Source organism: Streptomyces lushanensis, assembly GCF_001700515.1.
Classification (GTDB): domain Bacteria; phylum Actinomycetota; class Actinomycetes; order Streptomycetales; family Streptomycetaceae; genus Streptomyces; species Streptomyces lushanensis.
The window spans coordinates 1-24,689 of the sequence record NZ_MAUD01000274.1 but is presented as its reverse complement, the minus strand read 5'-3'; the positions used below and the strand labels follow the sequence as shown (position 1 = coordinate 24,689).

Here is a 24,689-nt window from a genome sequence, read left to right as displayed (position 1 = left end):
GGGCGACGAGGACACGAGGACGAGGACCACACATCGATGATCATCGACTGTCACGGCCACTACACCACCACGCCGCCCGGGCACCAGCGGTTCCGCGACGCGCAACTCGCCCGGCTCCGGGACACCGCCCTGCCCCTGCCGCTGCCCGCCGTCATCGGCGACGACGAGATCAGGGAGAGCGTCGAGAACAACCAGCTCAAGGTGCTCCGGGCGCGCGGCGGTGATCTGCTGCTGTTCTCGCCCAAGGCCTCGGGGATGGAGCACCATGTGCCCGATCCGGCCACGGCCCGTGTGTGGGCACGGGTGAGCAACGACCTCGTCCACCGTGTGGTCGGTCTGTTCCCGCGGCACTTCGCGGGCGTCTGCCAGCTGCCGCAGGTGCCGGAAGGCCCGCTCGACGACTCGGTCGCGGAGCTGCGCCGATGCGTCACCGGACTCGGGTTCGTCGGCTGCAGTCTCAACCCCGACCCGTCCGGCGGCCACTGGACCTCGCCGCCGCTCACCGACCCGTACTGGTTCCCGCTCTACGAGGCGATGGTGGAGCTGGACGTCCCGGCGATGATCCATGTCTCCACCTCCCACAACCCGAACTTCCATACGCTCGGAGCCCATTACCTCAACGCGGACACCTCGGTCTTCATGCAGCTCGTCGAGGGTGATCTGTTCGCCCGCTTCCCGGGGCTCCGCTTTGTGATACCGCACGGCGGCGGCGCCGTGCCGTACCACTGGGGCCGCTACCGCGGTCTCGCCGTCCGGCTCGGCCGGCCGGATCCCGCCGAACTGCTGCGGGAGAACGTCTTCTTCGACACCTGTGTCTACCACCAGCCGGGGATCGACCTGCTGTGCCAGGTGATCGGCGCCGACAACATCCTCTTCGCGTCCGAGATGCTCGGCGCCGTCCGCGGCGTCGATCCGGAGACGGGTGTCGCCTGGGACGACACCAAACGCCTTCTCGACCGTACGGGGCTCTCCGAGCGTGAGCTCCGCAAGGTCTTCGAGGCGAACGCCAGGCGTGTCTATCCGCGACTCGACGCCCGGCTGACCGCGGAAGGCAGGTAGTCCTCCACCATGTCCCGACTGCGTCTCACCTTCGCCTGCGGCGACTACGACCGTACCCGGGCCCTGGCCGAGGGCACGGTCCGTCCCGACGGTGTCGACCTGACATATCTGCGGCTGCCCGTCGAGGAGACCTTCTTCCGGATGATGCGCCACCAGGAGTTCGAGGTGGCGGAGATGTCGCTCTCCTCGTACGTGCTCTCCCTGCGCGCGGATCCGCCTCCCTTCGTGGCGCTGCCCGTCTTCACCTCCCGGATGTTCCGGCACGGATCGCTGTACTGCCACGCCGACTCCGGGATCTCCTCGCCCGAGGACCTGCGCGGCAAACGCGTCGGCACTCCGGAGTACCAGCTCACCGCCTGTGTGTGGATGCGGGGCATTTTGGGGGACCGGCACGGGGTGCCGTTCGACTCGGTCACCCATCTCACCGGCGGCCAGGAGACGGCCGGCCGGGTGGAGAAGGCGGCCGTCGCCCTCCCGGACACGGTACGGATCAGCCGTATCCCCGAGGACAGGACGCTCTCCGCCATGCTGGCCGAGGGCGGGATCGACGCGCTGTGCACACCGCGCGTCCCGGGCCCGTTCGCCGCCGGGGACCCGCGGGTGCGGCGGGTCTTCACCGATGTCGTCTCCAGCGAGAAGGAGTACTACCGGGCGACCGGGATCTTTCCGATCATGCATGTGGTGGTGATCAGACGAGATGTCTACGACCGCTTTCCGTGGGTGGCGCAGTCGCTCACCAAGGCGCTGACCACCGCCAGGGACGAGGCGTACGCGAGTCTGTACGACACGTCGGCGCTGCGCTTCATGCTGCCGTGGCTGATTCCGCAGCTGGAGGAGGCCCGTGCCCTGCTCGGCAGGGACTACTGGTCCTACGGGATCCGGGACAACCGCGAAACCTTGGCCACCTTTCTGCGCTACCACCTTGAGCAGGGTCTCTCGGAGCGGCTGTGGACACCGGAGGAACTCTTCGCGCCGGAGTCACTGGAAGCGGCGATCATCTGACGTACGGCGTACGGCACATGGCATTTGGCGTATATCGCGCATGGATGTGACGCGGGGCCGGCCCCGTCCCCGGATCTCGGAGGACGGGGCCGGCCCTGTCGGCGCCGCCGCCGTCAGGTCGGCAGCACCACGTCCGCGCGGGCGGCCAGGAGCGACTTCAGGGAGGCCGACGTGTCGGCCGCCGCGCCGCGTTCGACGGTGGCGCCCCGGGTGAGCGCTCCGCGTACGGCCATGTAGTCGGCCGGGCTGTTGACGGCGTCGACCGCCAGGAGACGGTCCTCCCGGTAGTAGAGGACGGAGAAGCGCTCGCTGTCCGGCTCGCCGCGCACCACACAGTCGTCGTATCCGGTGGAGAGACCGGCGATCTGGAGCCTCAGATCGCCCTGGTACGACCAGAACCACGGCACCGCGCGCGGGCCCGCCGGTCTGCCGAGAAGAGTCGCCGCCGCCACCGTGGCCTGGGCCACGGCGTTCTGCACGGATTCCAGCCGTACCCTGCCGAGCCCGGTCGTCGGATGCGGCTGCACCGTACAGTCACCCGCCGCGCACACCGCCGGATCGCTGGTACGGGCGTCCGCGTCGACGACGATGCCGCCCTCGCACTCCAGTCCTATCCGCTCGGCGAGTTCGGTGCGCGGGACGGCACCGACACCCACGAGGACGAGATCGGCGGGCAGCCGTGTGCCGTCGGCCAGGTCCACGCCGGTCACCCGACCGTCCGTACCGCAGAACGCGGTCACGGCGCCCGAGAGCAGGACACGCGTCCCGCGGCGCTGGTGCGCCCGCAGATAGAACTCGGAGAGGACGGGCGCCACGGCGCGGGCGAGCAGCCGGGGCGCGGCCTCGACCACGGTGACGTCCTTGCCGAGCGCCCTGGCGACCGCCGCCGCCTCGAGCCCGATGAATCCTCCGCCCACCACCACGACTCGGGAGGCGGTCAGCAGCCGTGACCGCAGCCGGGCGGCGTCGTCACGGTCCCGCAGCACACAGATCCCGTCGAGGTCCGAGCCCGGCACCGCGAGCCGTCGTGGCGCCGAACCGACGGTGAGCGCCAGCCGGCCGAACGGCAGGGTGCGTCCGGTGGCCGTCGTGGCGACACCGGACCCGGTGGATGCGCCGGCGGTTGACGCGGGTCGCCCTCCGGCGGATCCGGCGGCCGGCAGGGACACCTCGGTCACCCGTTCACCGCAGATGAGGTCGATGCCGGCGGACTCGTAGAAGCCGGGCATCCGGAAGGCCAGCGACCCGAGGTCCGCCTCGCCCGCCAGGAACTCCTTCGACAGGGGCGGTCGCTGATACGGCGGATGCGGCTCCTCGCCGATCAGGGTGATCGGCGCCGTGTCACCCAACTGCCGCAGGGACACCGCGAGTTGCAGCCCGGCCTGACTCGCGCCGACGATCAGGGTCCCCCCGCTCACCGCGACCCCCGGGAGGTGTGCGGGAAACGCCGGGAGGAACACCGGGACGGGACCGGCATCCCGCGTTCCGTGTCCCGTCGGGGGCTGCGTCGCTGGTCTTCGGGCGGCATCGGGTGTCCTCTCCGGTCGAAGATCTCCCATTGGGGTTAAACTGTCATACCATTCTACCATCACCGTTCCATGGGTCTCCGCCCGTGCGTCCGTGGAACCGCCGGACCGTCCGGCGCGGTGTGACGCCCGTGCTTTTCGGGTGCGGCTGTCACGGGAATCACGGGAATCACGGGCTCCGGCGTGCCGGCGAGGGCCGGCACGCCGCCGGCGTCCCGAGGAGGCCGCCGGGTCCGTCACCGGTCCCGGCGACGAGAGTCGCGCGGGACGGGCTCGCGGCGCCCCACGGAGTCTTCGACGGAACGGGCGTCCCGTCCGGTGTTCCGCAGGGCCGGCCATCCGAAGGCCGGTTTCCCGAAGTCCGGCCTCCCGAGGTGGCGCGCCGTGTCATGTACGTACCTGTTCCGCGCATGGTGACCATCCAGTCGTCGTGCGGTGCCACAGGAGTTCCTGCGACACCCGCAGCGTTCCGGGACCTCGGCCGCGGAGAAAGGCCGATCGGCAGTCCCGGACAGGCTCACCGCGCTGACCTGCGTGTCCGGCGCTGTCCCGGACAGACCGTCAACGCGCGGCCGGCATCACGCCGGGGCGCCGTGCCCTCCCGTCGATCCCGGCACCCCCGGCACTCCCGCGAGAAGCCGCCCGCAGGGTTCCTCGGCCGCTTCCCGTGACGTGGGCGCCCGTACACCCCGCGCTCGTACACTGGACGCGCGGACCTCTTGAAGAAGCCGCTGGTCCGGGAGGTCGTCCCGTCCCCAGACGATGGTGGTGTCATGGCGAATCCGACGATCCTGACCGTCGACGACGATCCGGCGGTCTCCCGAGCCGTCGCCCGCGACATCCGGCGCCGGTACGGCGACCGGTACCGGGTCGTCCGCGCGGTCTCCGGAGCGGAGGCGCTCGAAGCGCTGCACGAGATCAAGCTGCGCGGTGACCGGCTCGCGGTCATGCTCGCCGACTACCGGATGCCGAAGATGAACGGCATCGAGTTCCTCGAAGAGGCGATGGACCTCTTCCCGCTCGCCCGGCGGGTGCTGCTGACGGCGTACGCGGACACCGGCGCCGCGATCGACGCGATCAATGTCGTCGATCTCGACCACTACCTGCTCAAACCGTGGAACCCGCCGGAGGAGCACCTCTACCCGGTGATCGACTCCCTGCTGGACGCCTGGGCGGCCACACCCGACCCGACGGCCACCGAGACCCGGGTGGTCGGCCACCGCTGGTCCGCGCCGTCCTTCGCCGTACGCGACTTCCTCGCCCGCAACCTGGTGCCGTACCGGTGGCTGCGGGCCGACGAACCCGAGGGCGCCCGTCTGCTGGCCGCCGCCGGGGTCACCGCGGCCGAGGTGCCCCTGGTGGTCACCGCCGACGGCACCTCCCTGGTGGCGCCCGCCGAGAAGGAACTCGCCGCGCATGTCGGACTGAGCACCATGCCCACCGCCGACTTCTACGACCTCGTGGTGGTCGGCGGCGGCCCCGCCGGGCTCGGCGCCGCCGTGTACGGCGCGTCCGAGGGGCTGCGTACGGTGCTGGTGGAGCGCGAGGCGACCGGCGGCCAGGCGGGACAGAGCAGCCGGATCGACAACTATCTGGGCTTTCCCGACGGTGTCTCCGGCTCGCAGCTCACCGGCCGGGCCCGCCGCCAGGCGCTGAAGTTCGGGGCCGAGATCCTCAGCGCCCGGGAAGTCGTCGCCCTGGAGGCGGCCGGTTCCGGCAGGGTGCTGAGGTTCGGCGGCGGCGCTTCGATCACCGCCCATACGGTGGTGCTGGCCACGGGCGTCTCGTACCGCATGCTGGCGGCGCCCAGCCTGGAGCCGTTCACGGGCGCGGGGGTGTTCTACGGTTCCGCCGTCACCGAGGCACCCACCTGCTCGGGCGACGAGGTGTACATGGTGGGCGGCGCCAACTCGGCGGGCCAGGCCGCCCTGCACTTCTCCCGCTACGCCAAGCGCGTGCACATGCTGATCCGGGGCGCCGATCTGACCCGGTCGATGTCCACGTACCTGCTCGACCAGATCGGCGCCATCGACAACATCGTCATACATCCCTGGACCGAGGTGATCGGCGGGAAGGGCGACGGTCATCTGGAGCAGTTGACGCTGCGGGACGCCCGCTCGGGCGCGGTGGACACGGTCGCCACCTCCTGGCTGTTCGTCTTCATCGGCGCGGAGCCGCGTACGGAGTGGCTGGACGGTGTGGTCGCGCGCGACGAGCGGGGGTTCGTACTCACCGGCCCCGACCTGACCGCCGACGGGGTGCGTCCGGCCGGCTGGTCGCTGCCGCGCGATCCGTACCACCTGGAGACCAGCGTGCCGGGGGTCTTCGCGGCCGGTGACGTCCGGGCCGCGTCCCTCAAGCGTGTCGCCTCGGCCGTCGGGGACGGCGCGATGGCGATCTCGCTGGTCCATCGTTACCTGGAGGCGCAATGACCGCGTCGGACCGATTGACGCCGGAGCAGGTGCGCACGCTGTTCCTGTTCGAGGCGCTCGACGACAGCCAGCTCGCCTGGCTCGCGGAGCGCGGCAGGGTGGAGCAGCGCGAGGGCGGCAGCGCCGTCTACACCGAGGGCGAACCGGCCACCTGCTTCTTCGTCCTGCTCAGCGGCGCGGTGACGCTCAACCGGCGGTTGCACGGCGACGACATCGAGGTCTCCAGGACCGACCGGCGGGGTGTCTACGGCGGCGCGACCCAGGCGTATCTGGGCGACCGCGTGGCACAGGTCTATCCGAACACCCTGCGGGCCGTCAGCGACGCGGAGTTCTTCGTGCTGCCGGCCGACGAGTTCGCCGACGCGATGCGCAACTGGTTCCCGATGGCCCTCCATCTGCTGGAGGGTCTGTTCTTCGGCACACGCGCGGCGGACACGGTGATGGGCGAGCGGGAGCGGCTGGTCGCCCTCGGCGCGCTGTCCGCCGGACTGACCCATGAGCTGAACAACCCGGCCGCGGCGGCGGTGCGGGCGACCGAGGCGCTGCGCGAACGGGTGACCGGCATGCGCCACAAGCTCGCGCTGATCGCGGACGGACGGCTGGACGGCACCCGGCTGCGCGGTCTGGTGGAGCTCCAGGACGCGGCGGTCAAACAGGCCGCCGCGGCATCCGCGCTGTCGGCGCTGGACGCCGCCGACGCCGAGGACGAACTCGGCGACTGGCTGGAGGAGCACGGGGTGGCCGGCCCCTGGGACCTCGCCCCGATCCTGGTGTCGGGAGGAGTGGGCGTGCCCTGGCTGACCATGGTCGCCGAGACGGTCGGCGACGAGCATCTGGACTCGGCCGTGCGGTGGCTCGCGTACACCATCGACTCCGAGCTCCTGATGGGCGAGATCGACGACGCCGTGACCCGGGTCTCCGACCTGGTGGGCGCGGCGAAGCAGTACTCCCAGCTCGACCGGGCGCCGCACCGCACGGTGGACGTGCACACCCTGCTCGACGCCACCCTGACCATGCTGAAGGGAAAGATCCCGGCCGGTGTCCGGGTCGTCAAGGAGTACGACCGTGAGCTGCCGTCGATCCCGGCGTTCGGCGCCGAGCTGAACCAGGTGTGGACCAACCTGATCGACAACGCGGTCGACGCCATGGGGGACCGGGGCACGCTCACCCTGCGCACTCGGCGGGCGGACGAGCGGTTGCTGGTGGAGGTGGCCGACACGGGAGCCGGTATCCCGCCCGAGATCAGGCCCCGGATCTTCGAGCCCTTTTTCACCACCAAGTCCGTGGGCGACGGCACCGGCCTCGGCCTGGACATCTCGTACCGCATCGTCGTCAACAAGCACCGCGGCGACATCAGGGTGGAGTCCCGGCCCGGCGACACCCGGTTCCAGGTCCTGCTGCCGATCACCCAGGCCCCGCCCGCGGATCTCGCGGATCCCACGGGTCCCTCCGATCTCGCGGAGGGCTGAGGCGGCGTCCCGTGTGGAACGGCGCCTTCCGCACCGGTACGGCACCGGGGTGCCGGGGGCTTCAGGTCCGGCGTCATCCGGCACCACGCAAGGCGGCCGGCCCGGCGCGCGTCGGCCGCGTCGGCGCTGCTTCCTCGGTGGCCTCGATGTTCTCGACGGCCGGACGGGCTGATCTCGCGGTCCGTCCCGCCGTCGAGCGCCGCTCGGGGTGTTCGGGGTCCTCAGGCGTGGACGCGCTTCACGGACACGACGTCGTAGTCCGTCTCCGGCGTGGGTTCCGTCACGTCGAAGCGGGCGTTGGGCAGGTAGATACGGTCCTTCCAGACGGCGGCCGTCGTGGGGACCCGGAAGTTCTCGGGGTCGGTGATCCGGGTGATGGCCGTGCCCTTCGTGCCGGCCTCGTCGAGCCGCAGCACATCGATGGCGTTCTGCCGCTGCTGTACGACGTAGAGCGTACGGCCGAGGAGGAGCAGACCGTCGCCGTTCGGCAGCAGGGTCGGGCCGATGTCCACGGTGCGCGCCACACCGGTGCGCGGATCGACCCGCATCAGACTGCCGCCGCCCGCGAAGTCGTTGACCACCAGCAGCGCCCGGCCGTCCGGCGTCGTGGTGATGCCGTTGGCGGTGATGACCGTCCCCTGGACCCAGTCGCCCGTCAGCGGCACGGTGATGACCTGGTCCGCCGGTTCACCGCGTCGGCCGAGCGGCAGTCTGTACAGGTGCGGTGCGAACGAGTCGGTGAACCAGGCGGCGCCGGGCGTCAGGAACACATCGTTGACCAGCGTGGCGCCCGTGCTCACGGTGAAGGTCTTCGTGATCCCGCCCGTACGCGGGTCGGCGACCCGGATCTCGCCGCTCGCCCCGCCGCACAGGAACAGCCTGCCCCAGGCATCGATCTTGAGCCCGGTGACAGGGTGCTCGGGACCGAGCCCCTGGATGATCACCCGACCGCGACCGGTCGCGAGGCTCGCGCGGTACACGTCGCCGCGCGCGATCGAACCGAAGTACGCGTACGGTTCCGACCCGATGGTGATGCCCTCGGGGCGGAACCCGTTCGGCAGGGGAAATCCGGCGGGCCACCGCTTCCCGGTGACCCCCGTGGCGGCTGCCGTACCGCCGAGCGGACCCAGAAGCGCCGCGCCGCCGACGGCGGCGGCTGCTCCCAACAAGCTCCGGCGTGCGAAGGAACGTTGCATGACGGGCGTCCTTCCAAGGAATGGGGTGCGTCCCTGACACCCCATCACACGCCCTGGTCACATGCCGGGATTGGCCGGATCACACACAACAGCACGACTCGATTCCATGTCCGCCACCGCGCGCCGCCCTGGACGCGTGTGTGCGACACCTGGCCGACCGGGCCCTGTCCGGCCGACGGCCCTGGCCGCGTCTCAGGAGAGACACGGCGGCGCGGGCGGGCGGGCTTCTCAGCGGCGGACCGTCCGTGGAGAGGGGACCAGGCGGACGACCGTATTGAGCAGATGGTCGATCATGTCCTGCGAGGGCTCGTCGGTGAGGTTGGCGAGCAGACGGGCCAGCGTCCTGAGCACAAGGGGCGAGCCCATGACATAGCGGTTGAGGACCGGCTGGAAACCCGAGCGGCTGAAGACGAGATCGGCGGCGGCGTTGCCGAGACGGTAGTAGCGTCCCCAGCGGCGGTTCATCTCGACCGGGTAATGACGCAACACACGCTCACGCCTCGGTCCCTGAGGAAGTGCCAGCGCCAACGCGGCGCTCTCCGCCGCGACTTCGCCGGCTTCCATGGCCTGGCCGATTCCCTCACCGTTCCACGGGCTGATCATCCCGCCCGAGTCGCCGACCAGAATCAGCCCACGGCTGTACAGCGGATGACGGTTGAAACCGAGGGGCAGGGCCGCGCTTCTGACAGGGCCGTCGGCGTTCTCGTCACGCAGCCCCCACGCCTCGGGCGTACGGGCCAGCCATTGCGTCAGAGCGGCCCGCAGATCCGCTTTTCCGTACCGCCGATGAGGCAGCGCGCCGAGCCCGACATTGACCCGGCCGTCACCCATCGGAAAGATCCAGCCGTATCCGGGCAGATAGCGGTCGCTGCCGGGAAAACGGAGATCGGCCCAGAGCTCCAGATATTCTTCCTGAGAGCGTTCGGCACTGCGGTAATAACGGCGCGCGGCCGTCGCGATCTGCCTTTTCCGGTCCCGCTCCAGGCCCATGGCGAGAGCGAGCCGGGCGGACGCGCCGTCGGCGGCGATGACGACGGGCGCGCGGTAGAGCGCCGGTTGCTCCCCGCCGGACGCCGCCGAGACGCCGATCACGCCGGTGATACGACCCGCCCGATCGGTCACGGGACGCGTCACCTTCACCCCGCTGCGCAGCCGCGCCCCCGCCGCGACCGCGTTCCTGGCCAGGATGTCGTCGAAATCGTACCGACTGCGCGAGAGGCCGAAATCGGGATAGCGCCCCAGACCGGGCCAGTCGATATGCACCCGATGGTTCCCGGCCACCCAGCGCATTCCGCGTGAACGCATCCAGCCGGGGGAGTTGATGTCGATGCCCATCCGGATGAGCTGATGGACCGCCCTCGGGGTCAGACCGTCGCCGCACACCTTTTCCCGGGGGAAGTGGGATTTCTCCAGCAGCACCACATCGACGCCCGCGCTCGCCAGATGAAAAGCGGCGGACGAACCCGCGGGTCCCGCTCCCACCACGATCACGTCGGCCTCCTCCTTCGAGGCGGCTTCCCCCGAGGCACGGCCGGGCCGTTCATCCGGTGAGGACCGGTCCGATGTCGTTTCCCTCATCGGGAACTCCCTTCCTGGGACAGCCGATGCCGCACCGAGGAAACAGACGCGGCGCTGTACGTCATCATCGGCCATGACACCTCGCCGCGCAGGCGTCCGCGTCCTTGAACCGCGAAGGCGTCGTCCGCCGGCGCCGCGGAGTGACCGGAAAAAAAATACCGAGTTGCCCGGACGTCCTGTGCAGTACGGTCCGGCCATGGTCGGTCGCGACGGCTACTTCGGCGAGCGTGTTGCGACGACGTACAGGCGATGGTCGCCCGGCTGCGCGCCAAGCCCGGCGGCGACGCGATCGGTGTGCGCCGAACTCGATCTGATGGCCCAGCCGGCCGGGCTGCGGCTGCGGCTGCGCGAGCGGTGGGAGGGGTGGACGCGGGACCCGTTGACGAGTGAGAGCGGCCGGCATGTCTCGGTCCGGGAGAAGCCCGCCGGCTGAGCACGCGCTGAGAGGGACGAGGCCGGCGGTCACCGGCGGCCACCGGCCGTTCTGCCCCTGACCGCTCATTACGCCGGGATGGCAGCGGCGCCGGGATGCCATGGCGCCGGAACGTCACTGCGCCATGACGGGCCACGTCGCCCGTCCCGGACGCCGATGCCGACACTGACGCCGCTCACCGGGATGGGCGCGCAGTCACCTCCGCCTCGGCGCGGGTGAGCGTCGCCCGGTGACCGAAGAATCCGGGCAGCCCACCGGTGTGCAGAAAGACCGTACGCCTGCCGGGAGCGATGCCGCCCGCCTCAACCGCCGCCATGAGGCCCGCCATCGCACGGCCCGTGTAGACCGGATCAAGGACGGTGCCCTCCGCACGGGCCGTACGGATCAGTGCCTCCATGACAGGTTCGGTCAGGGCTCCGTAACCCTCGCCGACCTGATCGAGCGCGATACGGAGGTCGCCCGGCGCGCAGTGTGTCCCGGTCAGGCCGGTGACCAGCGCGGACACCGTGGCGGCCGGTTCCGGTACGGCTCCGCAGTGGACACCGAGCACCCGCTCGGGGCCCAGCGCGGCGACGAGGCCCGCCATGGTCCCTCCGGAACCGAGCGCCACCACGACGGTCCGCGGATCCGCGGCCTGGGCGAGAAGTTCCCGGCCGCACTCGACATAGCCCCGGGCTCCGAGCACGCTCGAACCGCCGAAGGGAACCAGCGCCGGTACCGCGCCCCGACCGCGAAGCCGCTCGGCCTCCTCCTCGGCGCGCGCCTCCAGCTCCCGACCGCCGGCATCGCCCGCCCAGACGACCGTGGCCCCGAGGAGCCCGTCCAGCGCGAGGTTGCCCGATGCCGACGTACCCGGTGATCCGGCCAGGACGAGTACGACGTCCAGCCCCAGCCGCGCGCCCGCGGCGGCCGTCAGCCGGGCGTGGTTGCTCTGGGGCGCGCCGGTGGTGACCAGGACGGTGGCGCCCTGCTCCACCGCCGCACCGCACGTCCACTCGAGCTTCCGTACCTTGTTCCCGCCCCCGCCCAGTCCCGTCAGGTCATCACGCTTGATCCACAGGTCGTCGGCGCCGAGGCCCAGGGCGCGGGCCAGCCGCGGCATCGGCTCAAGAGGTGTGGGCCAGGTCCCGAGCGTCACGCGCCGTGCGCCTCCGCCGTTCCCGGCCGCGACCGCAGTCGTCATCCCCGCCCACCTTCCGTCCGCCGTGCCGTACGTGAAGATCAGCTTGGCAAAGCCCGGCGGCTCGGACAACCGAGGCCCGGAGAGAACCGGCGGGGACGGCCCCGGCTCGTCGAACACCGCTCAGGTGCCGCGTCCCGGGTGCGACGGGCACGCAGCCGGTGCCCGGCGTTGGCGCCGTGCCGAGGGCGGGCGCACGATGGGGACATGGACGTCCGGTCGCACGCCGGCGCGAAGGCTTCCGTCACGGTACGGCTGGTGGGCGGGCCGACCGCGCTGATCGGGATCGGCGGTCTGCGGCTGCTGACCGATCCCGCCTTCGACCCTCCCGGCCCCGTCGCCAGCGGCACCCGCACGCTGGTCAAGACCCGTGGCCCGGCCGTACCGGTGGAGGAGATCGGTACGGTCCACGCCGTGCTGCTGTCGCACGACCAGCACGCCGACAACCTCGACCGCGCCGGGCGCCGTCTGCTCGACACGGTCCCGGTGACGCTCACCACGGCCGAGGCCGCGGACCGCCTCGGCGGCCCGGCCACCGCACTGCGGCCCTGGCAACGCCTGACGCTGGACCGCCCGGACGGCGGATATGTCGAGGTCACCGGCGCTCCCGCGCAGCACGGCCCCGACGGCACGGAGGACATCACCGGACCCGTCACCGGGTTCGTCCTGACCGGCCCTGACGTCCCCACGATCTACGTCAGCGGCGACAACGCCTCCCTGGACGTCGTACGGCGGATCGCCGACCGCTTCGGGCCCCTCGACCTGGCGCTGCTGTTCGCGGGCGCCGCCCGTACCCCGCTGCTGGACGGACATCTGACGCTCACCAGCGACCAGGCGGCCCAGGCCGCCCGGATCCTCGGCGCACGTACCGTCATCCCCCTGCACACCGAGGGCTGGGAGCACTTCACCGAAGGCCCCGACGCCGTGCGCGAGGCGTTCGCCCGTCATGGCCTGGCGGACCGGCTGACCCTGCTCGCCCCCGGCGACGCGGCCACGGTCCGGCACGGCGCGGCCGGTGGCCCGTCGGCACCGGCGGACCGGCCGTAGACTCGCGGTCGTACGCATCCGAGGCCCGCCCGTCCCGACGGCACGCGGGCGCTGGAAAGGGCGCCGACGATGAAGGCGATCGACACCGGCCGGTTCTGGGAGCTGCTGCACGCCGTTCCCGTCCCGGACGACGCGGAGTCCCTCCACGGACCGGACGAGCACGGCCGGCTGCGTGACCGCAATCTGCGCCACTACCTGGAGTTGATGGCGGACATCCGGCCCACCGTCCTCCTGGTCGGTGAGGCTCCCGGATACCGTGGTCACACCGTCTCCGGCGTCCCGTTCATGAGCATGCGTCAGCTCACCGCACGTCCGGGGCTGATCACCGGTGACCCGGAGGGCGACGGCTTCGAACCGCCCGCGGCGCCGGCGTACACCTGGGAGGCGTCCTCGGCCGCCGTATGGAGCGCGCTGGCCGACTGGCGTGGCCCGCTGCCGATCTCCTGGCCGGTCTACCCCAACCACCCGCACGAGCCCGGCCGTCCCGAGTCCAACCGCACGCCCCGGGCCGCCGAGATCGCCGACGGCCTGCCCATCGTCCTCGCGCTGGCGGAGGCCTTCTCCCTCACCACGATCATCGCCGTCGGCCGCAAGTCCCAGTACGCCCTCGCGCGCAACGGTGTCCCCGCGGCAGCCGTACGCCACCCCGCCCAGGGCGGCGCCCGCGTCTTCGCCGCCCAACTGGCCGCCCTCAACCGCGGCTAGGACCGTTTCGCGCAGTCCCGCCCGGCCCGCACACCGGCCGCTTGCCGGACTCGTCCCCGTACGGCCGGTCCCTCGGCAACGCCAATTCCCCGCCTCGCGATCGCACGCGCCGCGACGACATCCAGCCACCGCCTCGCGCCGTGCGGCCGGGGACGGACTCCCGTGCGGCTCTTCTCCCACGGAAGTAAGTACCCGCACATCCCTTGACAGACCACTTCATGCCGAACCACGATCTGACATCGTTGTCATTCGGTTGCTGGTTCATCTTTCTGTGGCAGCAAGCCTGATCGGAGCTTCTGTTGATGTCTGTTCCACCCGCACAACCGTCGCGTCGCACGGTTCTCAGCACAGGCTCCACCCTGCTGGCCGGATTCGGTCTCGGCATGGTGTTTCCGGCCACCGGTCACGCGGCGACCGGGGACACTCCCGCCACAGCCCTGGCCCCGTCCAGGGGCGAGCTCGCCGCCTACCGTCCCGTGTCGGTGTCCTCCACCGACTACGCGCCCACCCCCGGCCGGTTCGTGGTGGACAGGCTCGACTCCGTCGGTGTGCGCGGCTCGGGATGGCGTGCGGGCGAGGGGGACCCGCAGTGGATCTCCGTCGACCTCCAGGCACTCTGCGAGGTCGAGTCGCTGCGTCTGACCTTCGAGGCGACGGTGGACGACCCGCCCTACGTCGACGCCCCGGGCGGCAACCCGCGCGACAGGACCACCGGCCAGGAGATCCTGTCCAGCTGCGCCGTCGTGTTCGTGATCGAGGTCTCCCGGGACGGCACGTCCTGGACGCAGGTCCACCGCAGCGACTCCGGACGGGGCGGGACCGTGGAGATCGCGCTGCCGAAGCCGGTCACCGCCCGCTGGGTGCGTATGACGGTGCACAAGCGGTCCAACGACAATCCGCTCGGCCTCAACGGTTTCCAGGTGTACGGCGCCGCGCACGGCGCCCGGCCGCGGGCCACCGGATGGACGGACTGGGGGAGCCACCGGCGTGAGGTCGAGCCGCTGAAGGTCGCCGGGGACGGGACCGTACCGCTGGAGTCCGGCTGGGACCTCACCATGGACGACTGGGCGGGCGGCGAAGGAGCCGCGCTGTCCGGGACGGACGTGGACACGAGCCGCTGGCTGCCCGCGACCGTACCGGGCACCGTGCTGGCCTCCCTCGTGGACCAGGGACACCTTCCCGATCCCGTCGCCGGACTGAACAACCTCCAGGTCCCCGAGGCGCTCTCCCGCCACGCGTGGTGGTACCGGCGCCGCTTCCGGCTCCCGCGCGGCTTCGACACGGGCCGCGGGCGGCGGCTCTGGCTGGAGTTCGACGGCGTCAACCACGAGGCCGAGATCTGGCTCGACGGCACCGAGGTGGAGACCCAGTCGTTCCCCTTCGCCCGTGGCGCGTACGACGTGACCGAGCGGCTGGCCGGGTCCGACGAGCACGCCCTCGCGGTACGGATCAGCCCGATGCCGTTCCCGGGCAGCCCGGCGGACAAGGGGCCCGAGGGCCTCGCGTGGGTGGACGCCGGCGCGACGACGATGAACCGCAACTCGCCGACCTATCTGGCCTCCTCCGGGTGGGACTGGATGCCGGCGGTACGCGACCGGGCCGCCGGGATCTGGAACCACGTGCGGCTGCGGTCCACCGGTGACGTGGTCCTCGGGGACCCGCGCGTGGACTCCGTACTGCCGGATCTGCCGGACACCCGTACCGCCGAGCTCACCGTCGTCGTCCCGGTCCGCAACGCCGCCACGGGCAGCCGGCGCGTCACGGTCTCGGCGGCCTTCGGCCGCGTCAAGGTGTCCCGGTCGGTCACGGTGCCCGGCGGCGGCTCGGCCGATGTCGTCTTCTCTCCCGCCACCGATCCGCAGCTGCGGCTGCGCGATCCGGAGCTGTGGTGGCCCAACGGCTACGGCGAGCCGAACCTCCACGAGCTCACGCTGGTCGTGTCGGCCGACGGGCGGGAGAGCGACCGGCGCACCTCCCGCTTCGGCATACGGCAGTTCGGCTACGAGTACGACATCCCGCTGACGTTCCAGTCCGCGACCGACTCGTACGCGGAGACGGTGGACTTCGCCCCGCGGACGGCCCGTTACCTCCGCGTCCTGTGCCGGACGCGCGCCACCGACTGGGGCTCGTCGATGTGGGGCCTCGCGGTCGTGGACAGCTCCCGGGCCGACATCGACCTGGCTCTCGGCCGGGAGGCCACCGCCTCCTCGGCGGACGATCCGGGCAACGCGGCGGGCAATGTGACCGACGGGAATCCGCGGACGCGCTGGTCCTCGGCGTTCGAGGACGACCAGTGGGTACAGGTGGACCTCGGCTCCGCCGTCCGTTTCGACCGGGCCGTCATCACCTGGGAGCGGGCCTACGCGAAGACGTACACGATCGAGGTGTCGGCCGACGGCGACTCGTGGACCGAGGTGAGGACGGTCGACAACTCCGCCGTGCCGCTGCCGTTCACCGGCGGCAGCGCGAGCCTGCAGAGCACCGGGTTCGCCGCTCAGAAGGCCCGCCATGTGAGGGTGCTCTGCACCAGGAGGGCGACGAGCTGGGGCTGCTCGATGTGGAGCCTGTCCGTGGTGGACGGCAACCGTCCCGGCACGGATCTGGCGCTGCGCAAGAACGCGACCGCCTCCTCCTCGGAGGACGGGAGCGGACCGGCCAACGCGGTCGACGGGAACGGCGCGACACGCTGGTCGTCGGCCTACCGGGACGGCGAGTGGATCCAGGTCGACCTCGGCGAGTCGGTCTCCTTCGACCGGGTCGCCATCGTCTGGGAGTCCGCGTACGCCAGGTCGTACACCATCCAGGTCTCCGACGACGGCGAGTCGTGGCGCGACGTGACCTCCGTCGACAACACGACCGTACCGCTGAAGATCAGTGTCAACGGGGTGCGGGTGTTCTGCCGGGGCGGCAACTGGGGCTGGGACGAACTGCTGCGGCGTATGCCGGCCGGGCGGATCGACGCGGCCGTGCGGATGCACCGGGACATGAACTTCACCATGATCCGCAACTGGGTCGGGAGCAGCAACCGCGAGGAGTTCTACGCAAGTTGCGACGAGCACGGCATCCTGGTCTGGAACGACTTCCCGAACGCCTGGGCCATGGACCCGCCGGACCACGACGCGTTCAACAGCCTCGCCCGGGACACCGTGCGGCGCTACCGGATCCACCCGAGCATCGCGGTGTGGTGCGGCGCCAACGAGGGCAATCCGCCGGAGGCGATCGACACCGGGATGCGGGAGGCGGTCACGGCCGAGGCGCCCGGTCTGCTGTACCAGAACAACTCGGCCGGCGGCATCGTCTCAGGCGGCGGCCCGTACGGCTGGGTCGAGCCCGCGCGCTACTTCTCGCCCTCGACCTTCGCCGGTGAGAGCTACGGTTTCCACACCGAGATCGGTATGCCCACGGTGTCCACGGCCGAGACGATGCGCAACCTCGTCGGCGACGGGCCGGAGTGGCCGATCGGCGGCGCGTGGCTTTACCACGACTGGAGCACCCGGGGCAATCAGGCGCCGCAGAACTACCGGGCGGCGATCGAGGAGCGGCTCGGCACCGCGCAGGGCCTGGAGGACTTCTGCCGCAAGGCGCAGTTCGTCAACTACGAGAACACCAGGGCCATGTTCGAGGCGTGGAACGCCCGCCTGTGGGAGGACGCCAGCGGTCTGATGCTGTGGATGTCGCACCCCGCCTGGTACAGCACGGTGTGGCAGACCTATGACTACGACTTCGATGTCAATGGCACCTACTACGGTGCCCGGACCGCGTGCGAGACCCTCCATGTGCAGGCCGACCCGAACGACTGGCGTGTCATGGCGGTCAACCACACACCGCGGGACATCTCCGGCGCGGTGGTCGTCGCGCGGTGCTACGGCCTCGACGGCCGCCGGATCGGCGCGGAGAAGCGCCGGCAGGCGGACCTCAAGGGCTCGGCGACCACGCCGGTGTTCACGGCCGCTTTGACGGAGGACCTGCCGGCCTTCCATCTGCTGCGGCTGAGTCTCACGGACGCGCGGGGACGTGTGCTGTCGGAGAACACCTACTGGCGCTACCGCGAACCGAAGGACATGCGGGCCCTCAACACGGTCCGCAGGACCAAGGTGTCCGTGGACCCGGGCCGGGTGACCAGGTCGGGGGAGCGCGGGGAGCTCACGGCGCGGGTGCACAACCGGGGTTCGTCGGTCGCGGCGATGGTCAGGCTCTCGCTGCGGGACGCGCGCACCGGTGAGCGGGTTCTGCCGACTCTGTACGGCGACAACTATCTGTGGCTGCTGCCCGACGAGGCCCGGACGATCACCGTGTCCTGGCCCGCCGAGGCGCTCCCGTCGGGCCGGCCCCGTCTGTCGCTGGACGGATACAACGTGGCCGCCGTCTCGGTGAACGCCTGAGGCACGGACACGCCGTAGAGGGCGTCCCGTACAGGAGCCGGGGCTCCTGTACGGGACGCCCCGGCTCCCGGCTGTCGTCCTCGGCTCCGACCGAACGGGAATTTCGCTTGGTCCTTCGGATCTGACGTCGATCAGTCAATAATTTTCAGCTCTTTGTCTTGCCCATGGACAGGCAGGTCTCTACGTTGTGTGGGGTGGCAGCGTGCGCCGGGACGCGCACACTGCCGTCCGCACTGGCACTCGCACCCCCACCACGTTCTTCGAGAGCAGCGATCCTCCCCGCACGTCCACACGCAGAGCCGATTGCGAGGAACCCCCCATGGCCGTTTCCCGACGGACCGTCATCGCGTCCGCATTGGCCGGCGCCGGAGCGGCGGCGGGCCTGGGCGCCCAGGCCCAGAGCGCGCAGGCCCTCAGCGTCCGGGACCAGGGCGCCCAGGCGGCCTCCCCGCCCGGAGATGTCGTCGGCAAGATCACCGTCGGCTACCAGGGCTGGTTCGCCTGCTCCGGCGACGGCGCGCCCATCAACGGCTGGTGGCACTGGTCGCAGAACTGGGGCCAGTCGCCGTCCCCGAGCAACACCGCCATCGTGAGCTGGCCCGACGTACGCGACTACACCCGCACCTACCGGACCGCCTATCCGGCGCTCGGCAGCGGGCAGCCGGCCACGCTGTTCTCCTCGTACGACCAGCAGACCGTCGACACGCACTTCTCGTGGATGCAGCAGTACGGCATGGACACCGCCGCCCTCCAGCGCTTCAACCCCAACGGCGGTGAGGGAGCGACGCGGGACGCCATGGCGGGGAAGGTGCGGAGCGCCGCCGAGAAGTACGGACGGAAGTTCTACATCATGTACGACGCCACCGGCTGGACGAACATGCAGCCGGAGATGAAGGCGGACTGGCTCGCGAAGATGAAGGCGCACACCGAATCGCCTGCCTACGCCCGGCAGAACGGCAAACCGGTGGTCGGCATCTGGGGCTTCGGCTTCAACGAGCCCAACAAGACATGGTCGGCCGCGGTCTGCCTGGACGTCGTCAACTGGTTCAAGGCGCAGGGCTGTTATGTGATGGGCGGAGTGCCCACACACTGGCGGAGCGGCAACGAGGACTCCCGAGCCGGATACCTCGATGTGTACCACGCCTTCGACATGCTCTCGCCGTGGATGGTCGGCCGGATCGGGAACATCGCGGGCGCCGACAACTTCTACGCCAACGTCAACACACCTGACCAGGCACACTGCGACGCCTACGGGATCGACTACCAGCCCTGTGTACTGCCCGGCGATCTCCAGTCGGGGCACCGCGCGCACGGCGACTTCATGTGGCGGCAGTTCTACAACATGTGCCGAATCGGTGTGGCGGGAATCTACATCTCGATGTTCGACGAGTTCAACGAGGGCAACCAGATCGCGAAGACCGCCGAGAACGCCTCGCAGATCCCCGCGGGTTCGGGTATCCGGGCCCTGGACGAGGACGGCACGGCGTGCTCCTCGGACTACTATCTGCGGCTCACCGGCGACGGCGGCCGGATGCTGAAGGGCCAGCTCGCCCTGACCGCGGTCCGTCCCACACCGACGGGCGGTGGCACCAACCCGCCTCAGCCCACCGGCGATCTCGCGCTCCGCAAGCCGGCGAGCGCGAGCAGCCAGACGCAGAACTACGGCGCGGGCAACGCCGTCGACGGCGACAGCGGCACCTACTGGGAGAGCGCCAACAACGCCTTCCCGCAGTGGATCCAGGTCGATCTCGGCTCCACCCAGCCGGTCAAACGGATCGTCCTGTCCCTCCCCCCGAACCCCGCCTGGAGTGCCCGCACCCAGACCCTGTCCGTCCTGGGCGCGACGGACAACAACCCCTTCTCCACCCTGATCCCCCAGGCCGGCCAGCGCTTCGACCCGGCAACCGGCAACACCGTGACGCTCCCTGTCGCCGGCAGCCCGTCGGCCCGTTACATACGGGTGCAGTTCACGGCGAACACGGGCTGGCCGGCGGGTCAGCTCTCAGGACTGAGCGTCTACGCGGACTGAACGGCGCGCCCGGGAAGCCGCGGCGCGAACGAGGGAACCAGCCGGGAGGCAGCCGGAAGGCGGTCATGGAGGGCCCGGACGTCCGGACCGGCCGGGCCACGGACCCTGTCCGGCGGTCTGCTCGGTCGTGACGGAAGCAGGGCCCGGACGATGGGTCCGGGCCCTGCTCTCTGGACGGATTACCGGTCAGTCACCGGTGTTGGTGGCCCACACGGGCCGGTTGGCGTTGTTGTAGACGACGACGTTGCCGTCGTCCTGGACGGCGAGGTAGCGGCCCTTGTGCCAGGTTCCGGCGGCCCAGAGGGGCTGGCCGGCCTTGTTGTAGACGACGAGGTTGCCGTCTTCCTGCATGACCAGGCGGTCGGCGTTGGGGTAGACGTTCGGCGCCTGCCAGGCGGGGCGGTTGTCCTTGTAGAGGACGACGTTGCCGTCGCTTTGGACACGCAGGATCGCTCGGCCGTTGCCGGAGGTCCATGCCTGGTTCTTGCCGAGGGTGGCGGGTGCGTAGAAGCGGGAGTCGGCGCGCAGGGACTCCTGGGCCCGCACGCTGTGGACGGTACGGCTGCTCGACGCGGCGTCGGCGGCGGGAACGGCGGCGAGGACGGGCAGGGCTGCGAGGGCGAGCGCGGGAAGGCCGCGCCACACGAGGTTCTTGATCACAACCCCGGATTTAGGCAGACCACAGATGCCCGCAAAAGCCCCTCAGCCGCGAACTCACCCGTATGGGTCAGTGATTTCATCGCCGAAACGACACTGCAAACACCGCGACGGACACATGATCGTATGCACGGGGGAGCCGGCCACGTATCCAGCCGAGCGGGCCGTGGAACCGGCGGCGACCGCCATCAAGGGTTATCGGCGGCGCTCGTCCGCCTCGACGAGCCGCGCGAGATGTGCCAGTGCCATCCGCGTGCCCGTCTCGTTGTCGGCGGCGGGCACAGCGTCGGGGATCCCGTCGTGCTTGATGAGGACCTCCGTGCCGCCGTCCGCGTCCGTGAGCGTGGTCGTCATCGTCATCGTGCCCTGAAGCGCGGGATCCGCGGTCTCGAACGCGAAGACCTCGATCACCTGCACATCCGGTACGAGCTTCGCGAAGTGGCCGTGGTAGGTGTCCGTATGTGAGGCCGATTTGCCGGTGCCGACCGGCGAGTCGTAGGTGAGGGAGACGCGGAACGCTCCGCCTTCGCGGGCATCGAACGCGTGCACATGACTGCTCATGCCGGCCGGCACCCGCCATGTCGCGACCGCGTCCGCGTCCAGGAGCGCCCGGTAGACGGCCGCACGCGAGGCGTTCACACGCCGGGAGACCCGCGTCGAGTACATGGAGTCACCTTAGGCCCTGTCCGGGCGAACCCGTCCGCTCAGGGTGCGGCGGCATTCTCCGCTCCGCGCCACGCAGACGTATCGGTGGACGCGTCGACGTCCGATCCACCCCCGCCCGGGGTGCCGGGCGGTTCCCCGTCACTCAGGCAGAGCCCGCTCGACCTTGCGGATTGTCCGTCCTTCGTCACACGCTGCGGTTCGTGGCGACGGCGGCGAGCGGACTCGCTCATGGCTCGGCGACGGGTCTTTGGACACCCTCCCACTCGTCACCGACACTGGAAGAAAAGCACCCATAAGGAGCAATCACGATATAGAGGACGCTGGACCATGGTCACTGACTACACACCGGGCGGCACAGCGACCGCCGACGCCCCTACCGGGCTGACCGACGGCTTCCATCTGGTCGCCGACGCGCTCAAGCTCAACGACGTCCACACCATCTACGGAGTGGTGGGCATCCCCGTCACCGATCTCGCCCGGGTCGCCCAGGCGTCCGGCATCCGCTACATCGGCTTCCGGCACGAGAGCGACGCCGGTCACGCCGCGGCGGCGGCGGGCTTCCTGACCAAGCGGCCCGGCATCTGCCTCACGGTGTCCGCCCCCGGTTTCCTCAACGGGCTCGTCGCGCTCGCGGACGCCACCACCAACTGCTTCCCGTTGATCCAGATCTCCGGGTCCAGCGAGCGGCACATCGTCGACCTCAAGCAGGGCGACTACGAGGAGCTCGACCAGCTGGCGGCGGCCAAGCCGTTCGCCAAGGCCGCCTACCGGGTCGACCGGGTCGAGGACATCGGCCGCGGTGTCGCCCGGGCGATCCGCACCGCGGTCTCCGGCCGCCCCGGCGGTGTCTACCTCGACATCCCCGCGGCGGTGCTCGGCGAGGTCGTGGACGCCGCGACGGGCGCGGCCACACTGTGGCGCGTCGTCGACCCGGCGCCGAGCCAGCTTCCCGCGCCCGAGGCGGTGGACCGCGCGATCGACCTGCTGGCCGGCGCCGAACGTCCACTGGTGGTGCTCGGCAAGGGCGCCGCGTACGCGCGGGCGGACCAGCGGATCCGGGAGCTCATCGAGACCACCGGCCTGCCCTTCCTGCCCATGTCGATGGCCAAGGGCCTGCTTCCCGACGACCACCCGCAGTCGGCGGCCGCCGCTCGCTCGCTCGCGCTGCGCCGGGCCGACGTCGTGATGCTGCTCGGCGCGCGGCTGAACTGGCTGCTGAGCCACGGCGAACCACCCCACTGGAACCCCGACGCGCGGTTCGTCCAGGTCGACATCGAGCCCACCGAGCTGGACAGCAACCAGCCCATCGCCGCTCCGCTGGTCGGAGACATCGGATCGGTGGTCGAGGCACTCCTGGAGCGGGCCAAGCCCGGCCGGATCAATGTCCCGGCGCGGTGGCGCGAGGAGCTCGCCGAGCGCTCGGCGCACAACGCCGCCACGATGGCCGAGCATCTCAGGGCCGACCCGCACCCGATGCAGTTCTACGGGGCACTGCGGGCGATACGGGACGTCCTGCACGAGCACCCCCGTGCCTACGTCGTCAACGAAGGGGCCAACGCGCTCGACTTCACCCGCAACGTGATCGACATGCAGCTGCCGCGCCACCGGCTGGACAGCGGCACCTGGGGCGTGATGGGGATCGGCATGGGATACGCGATCGCTGCCGCCGTCGAGAGCGGCGACCCGGTCGTGGCCATCGAGGGCGACAGCGCCTTCGGCTTCGGCGGTATGGAGCTGGAGACGATATGCCGCTACGAGCTGCCCGTCGTGGTCGTCATCCTCAACAACGGCGGCATCTACCGGGGCGACGGGGACAACACCGCCTCCGCCGACCCGTCGCCGACCACCCTGATGCTTCCGGCCCGCCACGACCGCCTGATCGAGGCGTTCGGCGGTCGGGGCTACCACGTGACCACGCCCGGCGAACTCACCGACGCCCTCACCGACGCGCTGGCCTCCGGCGGCCCCGCCCTCGTGGACTGTGTGATCGACCCCACCGCCGGCACCGAGAGCGGCCACCTCACCAACCTCAACCCGCAGGGCGTCGAGGCCGCGGCCACCGGTGCGCCGGCGGCCGAGCGGTGAGCGCGCCCGACGGCCCCGACACCGCACCACCACCCCACACCCGGAAGGGAACCCCATCATGACTGACCTGCCGCTCACCGGGATCAAGGTCATCGACTTCTCCGGGGTCCAGGCCGGCCCGGCCTGCGCCCAGATGCTCGCGTGGTTCGGAGCCGACGTGCTGAAGGTCGAGCGCGTCAACGGCGGAGACGTGACCCGTCACCAGTTGCGCGACGTCCCCGACGCCGACGCCCTGTACTTCACCATGCTCAACAGCAACAAGCGCTCCCTCGCGATCAACACCAAGACTCCGGAGGGCAAGGAGGTCATGGAGAAGCTGATCCGTGAGGCCGACGTGCTGGTCGAGAACTTCGCGCCGGGCGCCATGGACCGTATGGGCCTGCCCTGGGAACACATCCAGGAACTCAACCCCCGCCTGGTCTACGGCTCCGTCAAGGGCTTCAACGACGATTCGCCGTGGTCCGACGTCAAGGTCTACGAGAACGTCGCGCAGAGCGCCGGCGGCGCCGCCTCCACCACCGGCTTCTGGGACGGCCCGCCGACCGTCAGCGCCGCCGCGATCGGTGACAGCAACACCGGGATGCACCTGCTGATCGGCATCCTCACCGCTCTCCTCGCCCGCGAGCGGACCGGCACGGGACAGAAGGTGTCGGCGTCGATGCAGGACGCCGTGCTCAACCTGTGCCGGGTCAAACTGCGCGACCAGCAGCGCCTGGAGAAGGTCGGCTACCTCGAGGAGTACCCGCAGTACCCGAACGGCGAGTTCACCGACGTGGTACCCCGCGGCGGAAACGCGGGCGGCGGCGGCCAGCCCGGCTGGGTGCTCAAGTGCAAGGGCTGGCAGACCGATCCCAACGCCTACGTCTACTTCACCATCCAGGAGCAGGACTGGGACCAGACCTGCCGGGCTCTCGGCAGGCCCGAGTGGATCGACGACCCGTCGTACAAGACCGCGCAGGCCCGCCAGCCGCACATCTTCGAGATCTTCGCGGAGATCGAGAAGTGGCTGGCCGACAAGACCAAGTACGAGGCGGTGGACATCCTCCGCAGGTTCGGCGTGCCCTGCGCGCCGGTGCTCAGCATGAAGGAGATCGCCTACGATCCGGCGCTGCGCCGCAGCGGCACCGTCGCCGAGGTCGACCACCCGCAGCGCGGCACGTATCTGACGGTCGGCAGTCCGATCAAGTTCTCCGACTTCACCCCCACGATCACCGGCTCGCCTCTGCTCGGCGAGCACACGGAC

Annotated in this window: 16 protein-coding genes and 1 pseudogene; 11 read left to right on the top strand and 6 right to left on the bottom strand. The window is 70.7% G+C overall.

The features are described 5' to 3' along the window. Positions 1 to 36 precede the first annotated feature (36 nt). Both BFF77_RS21795 and BFF77_RS21790 read left to right on the top strand, forming a co-directional pair. Positions 37 to 1,059, top strand: a complete 1,023-nt coding sequence (locus BFF77_RS21795; RefSeq protein WP_066952506.1) for an amidohydrolase family protein — start codon at positions 37 to 39, stop codon at positions 1,057 to 1,059. Between the two features lie 9 nt (positions 1,060 to 1,068). After that, entirely contained in the window at positions 1,069 to 2,061 is a 993-nt protein-coding gene (locus BFF77_RS21790; RefSeq protein ID WP_066952504.1) for a substrate-binding domain-containing protein, read from the top strand. 113 nt (positions 2,062 to 2,174) lie between these two features. Here the strand turns inward: BFF77_RS21790 and BFF77_RS21785 are convergent, their stop codons facing one another. After that, entirely contained in the window at positions 2,175 to 3,479 is a 1,305-nt protein-coding gene (locus BFF77_RS21785) for an NAD(P)/FAD-dependent oxidoreductase (RefSeq protein WP_066952544.1), read from the bottom strand. A gap of 881 nt (positions 3,480 to 4,360) precedes the next feature. Here BFF77_RS21785 and BFF77_RS21780 point away from each other — a divergent pair. Further along, the gene (locus BFF77_RS21780) at positions 4,361 to 6,019 is read left to right on the top strand and encodes an NAD(P)/FAD-dependent oxidoreductase (RefSeq protein ID WP_079125370.1); all 1,659 of its coding nucleotides are present in this window, start codon (positions 4,361 to 4,363) and stop codon (positions 6,017 to 6,019) included. After that, positions 6,016 to 7,488, top strand: coding sequence for an ATP-binding protein (locus BFF77_RS21775; RefSeq protein ID WP_066952502.1), 1,473 nt, complete (start codon positions 6,016 to 6,018; stop codon positions 7,486 to 7,488). Before BFF77_RS21780 ends, BFF77_RS21775 begins: the two co-directional genes overlap by 4 nt. Before the next feature lie 221 nt (positions 7,489 to 7,709). Here BFF77_RS21775 and BFF77_RS21770 read toward each other — a convergent pair whose 3' ends face one another. Together BFF77_RS21770 and BFF77_RS21765 are read right to left on the bottom strand one after the other, a co-directional pair. After that, entirely contained in the window at positions 7,710 to 8,684 is a 975-nt protein-coding gene (locus BFF77_RS21770) for an SMP-30/gluconolactonase/LRE family protein (protein ID WP_066952500.1), read from the bottom strand. A 228-nt stretch (positions 8,685 to 8,912) separates the two neighbouring features. Next, entirely contained in the window at positions 8,913 to 10,262 is a 1,350-nt protein-coding gene (locus tag BFF77_RS21765) for a geranylgeranyl reductase family protein (protein ID WP_066952498.1), read from the bottom strand. Positions 10,263 to 10,560: 298 nt separating this feature from the next. Here BFF77_RS21765 and BFF77_RS34675 point away from each other — a divergent pair. Beyond that, positions 10,561 to 10,695 (top strand): annotated as a pseudogene (locus BFF77_RS34675) (SAM-dependent methyltransferase); the annotation flags it as partial. Between the two features lie 175 nt (positions 10,696 to 10,870). Here the strand turns inward: BFF77_RS34675 and BFF77_RS21755 are convergent. Further along, positions 10,871 to 11,878: a D-cysteine desulfhydrase family protein gene (locus BFF77_RS21755; RefSeq protein WP_066952540.1), complete on the bottom strand. Its 1,008-nt coding sequence runs from the start codon at positions 11,876 to 11,878 to the stop codon at positions 10,871 to 10,873. Positions 11,879 to 12,082: 204 nt separating this feature from the next. Between BFF77_RS21755 and BFF77_RS21750 the strand changes: the two genes are divergently transcribed. The 4 genes from BFF77_RS21750 (at position 12,083) to BFF77_RS21735 (ending at position 20,038) form a co-directional block, all read left to right on the top strand. Further along, complete coding sequence (locus BFF77_RS21750) at positions 12,083 to 12,922, top strand: MBL fold metallo-hydrolase (RefSeq protein ID WP_066952494.1); 840 nt, start codon at positions 12,083 to 12,085, stop codon at positions 12,920 to 12,922. Between the two features lie 69 nt (positions 12,923 to 12,991). After that, complete coding sequence (locus tag BFF77_RS21745) at positions 12,992 to 13,627, top strand: uracil-DNA glycosylase (RefSeq protein WP_066952492.1); 636 nt, start codon at positions 12,992 to 12,994, stop codon at positions 13,625 to 13,627. A 302-nt stretch (positions 13,628 to 13,929) separates the two neighbouring features. After that, on the top strand, positions 13,930 to 18,009 hold the full coding sequence (locus tag BFF77_RS21740; protein WP_066952490.1) for a discoidin domain-containing protein: 4,080 nt from the start codon (positions 13,930 to 13,932) through the stop codon (positions 18,007 to 18,009). Positions 18,010 to 18,328: 319 nt separating this feature from the next. Beyond that, positions 18,329 to 20,038, top strand: a complete 1,710-nt coding sequence (locus BFF77_RS21735) for a glycoside hydrolase family 99 protein (protein WP_066952488.1) — start codon at positions 18,329 to 18,331, stop codon at positions 20,036 to 20,038. Between the two features lie 186 nt (positions 20,039 to 20,224). On the opposite strand, the gene BFF77_RS21730 is transcribed toward BFF77_RS21735, so the two are convergent. Then, positions 20,225 to 20,698 (bottom strand): hypothetical protein, encoded by a 474-nt coding sequence (locus BFF77_RS21730; RefSeq protein ID WP_245703636.1) that lies wholly within the window; start codon positions 20,696 to 20,698, stop codon positions 20,225 to 20,227. Between the two features lie 192 nt (positions 20,699 to 20,890). Next, positions 20,891 to 21,361 carry an SRPBCC domain-containing protein gene (locus tag BFF77_RS21725; RefSeq protein WP_066952484.1) on the bottom strand — a complete coding sequence of 157 codons (471 nt, stop codon included), beginning with the start codon at positions 21,359 to 21,361 and terminating at the stop codon, positions 20,891 to 20,893. A 327-nt stretch (positions 21,362 to 21,688) separates the two neighbouring features. Between BFF77_RS21725 and oxc the strand changes: the two genes are divergently transcribed. Beyond that, positions 21,689 to 23,446, top strand: coding sequence for an oxalyl-CoA decarboxylase (gene oxc / locus BFF77_RS21720; protein WP_066952482.1), 1,758 nt, complete (start codon positions 21,689 to 21,691; stop codon positions 23,444 to 23,446). Between the two features lie 58 nt (positions 23,447 to 23,504). Beyond that, positions 23,505 to 24,689, top strand: a 1,185-nt coding sequence (gene frc, locus BFF77_RS21715; RefSeq protein ID WP_066952480.1) for a formyl-CoA transferase, incomplete at its 3' end; no start/stop codon positions are given.

What these genes read in the sequence shown, in the direction of transcription:
- BFF77_RS21780 (WP_079125370.1), top strand. Translation starts at nt 4,361, where the DNA reads ATGGCGAATCCGACGATCCTGACCGTCGACGACGATCCGGCGGTCTCC.
- BFF77_RS21790 (WP_066952504.1), top strand. Translation starts at nt 1,069, where the DNA reads ATGTCCCGACTGCGTCTCACCTTCGCCTGCGGCGACTACGACCGTACC.
- BFF77_RS21740 (WP_066952490.1), top strand. Translation starts at nt 13,930, where the DNA reads ATGTCTGTTCCACCCGCACAACCGTCGCGTCGCACGGTTCTCAGCACA.
- BFF77_RS21750 (WP_066952494.1), top strand. Translation starts at nt 12,083, where the DNA reads ATGGACGTCCGGTCGCACGCCGGCGCGAAGGCTTCCGTCACGGTACGG.
- BFF77_RS21755 (WP_066952540.1), bottom strand. Translation starts at nt 11,878, where the DNA reads ATGACGACTGCGGTCGCGGCCGGGAACGGCGGAGGCGCACGGCGCGTG.
- BFF77_RS21765 (WP_066952498.1), bottom strand. Translation starts at nt 10,262, where the DNA reads ATGAGGGAAACGACATCGGACCGGTCCTCACCGGATGAACGGCCCGGC.
- BFF77_RS21745 (WP_066952492.1), top strand. Translation starts at nt 12,992, where the DNA reads ATGAAGGCGATCGACACCGGCCGGTTCTGGGAGCTGCTGCACGCCGTT.
- BFF77_RS21725 (WP_066952484.1), bottom strand. Translation starts at nt 21,361, where the DNA reads ATGTACTCGACGCGGGTCTCCCGGCGTGTGAACGCCTCGCGTGCGGCC.
- BFF77_RS21795 (WP_066952506.1), top strand. Translation starts at nt 37, where the DNA reads ATGATCATCGACTGTCACGGCCACTACACCACCACGCCGCCCGGGCAC.
- BFF77_RS21770 (WP_066952500.1), bottom strand. Translation starts at nt 8,684, where the DNA reads ATGCAACGTTCCTTCGCACGCCGGAGCTTGTTGGGAGCAGCCGCCGCC.
- oxc (WP_066952482.1), top strand. Translation starts at nt 21,689, where the DNA reads ATGGTCACTGACTACACACCGGGCGGCACAGCGACCGCCGACGCCCCT.
- BFF77_RS21735 (WP_066952488.1), top strand. Translation starts at nt 18,329, where the DNA reads ATGGCCGTTTCCCGACGGACCGTCATCGCGTCCGCATTGGCCGGCGCC.
- BFF77_RS21775 (WP_066952502.1), top strand. Translation starts at nt 6,016, where the DNA reads ATGACCGCGTCGGACCGATTGACGCCGGAGCAGGTGCGCACGCTGTTC.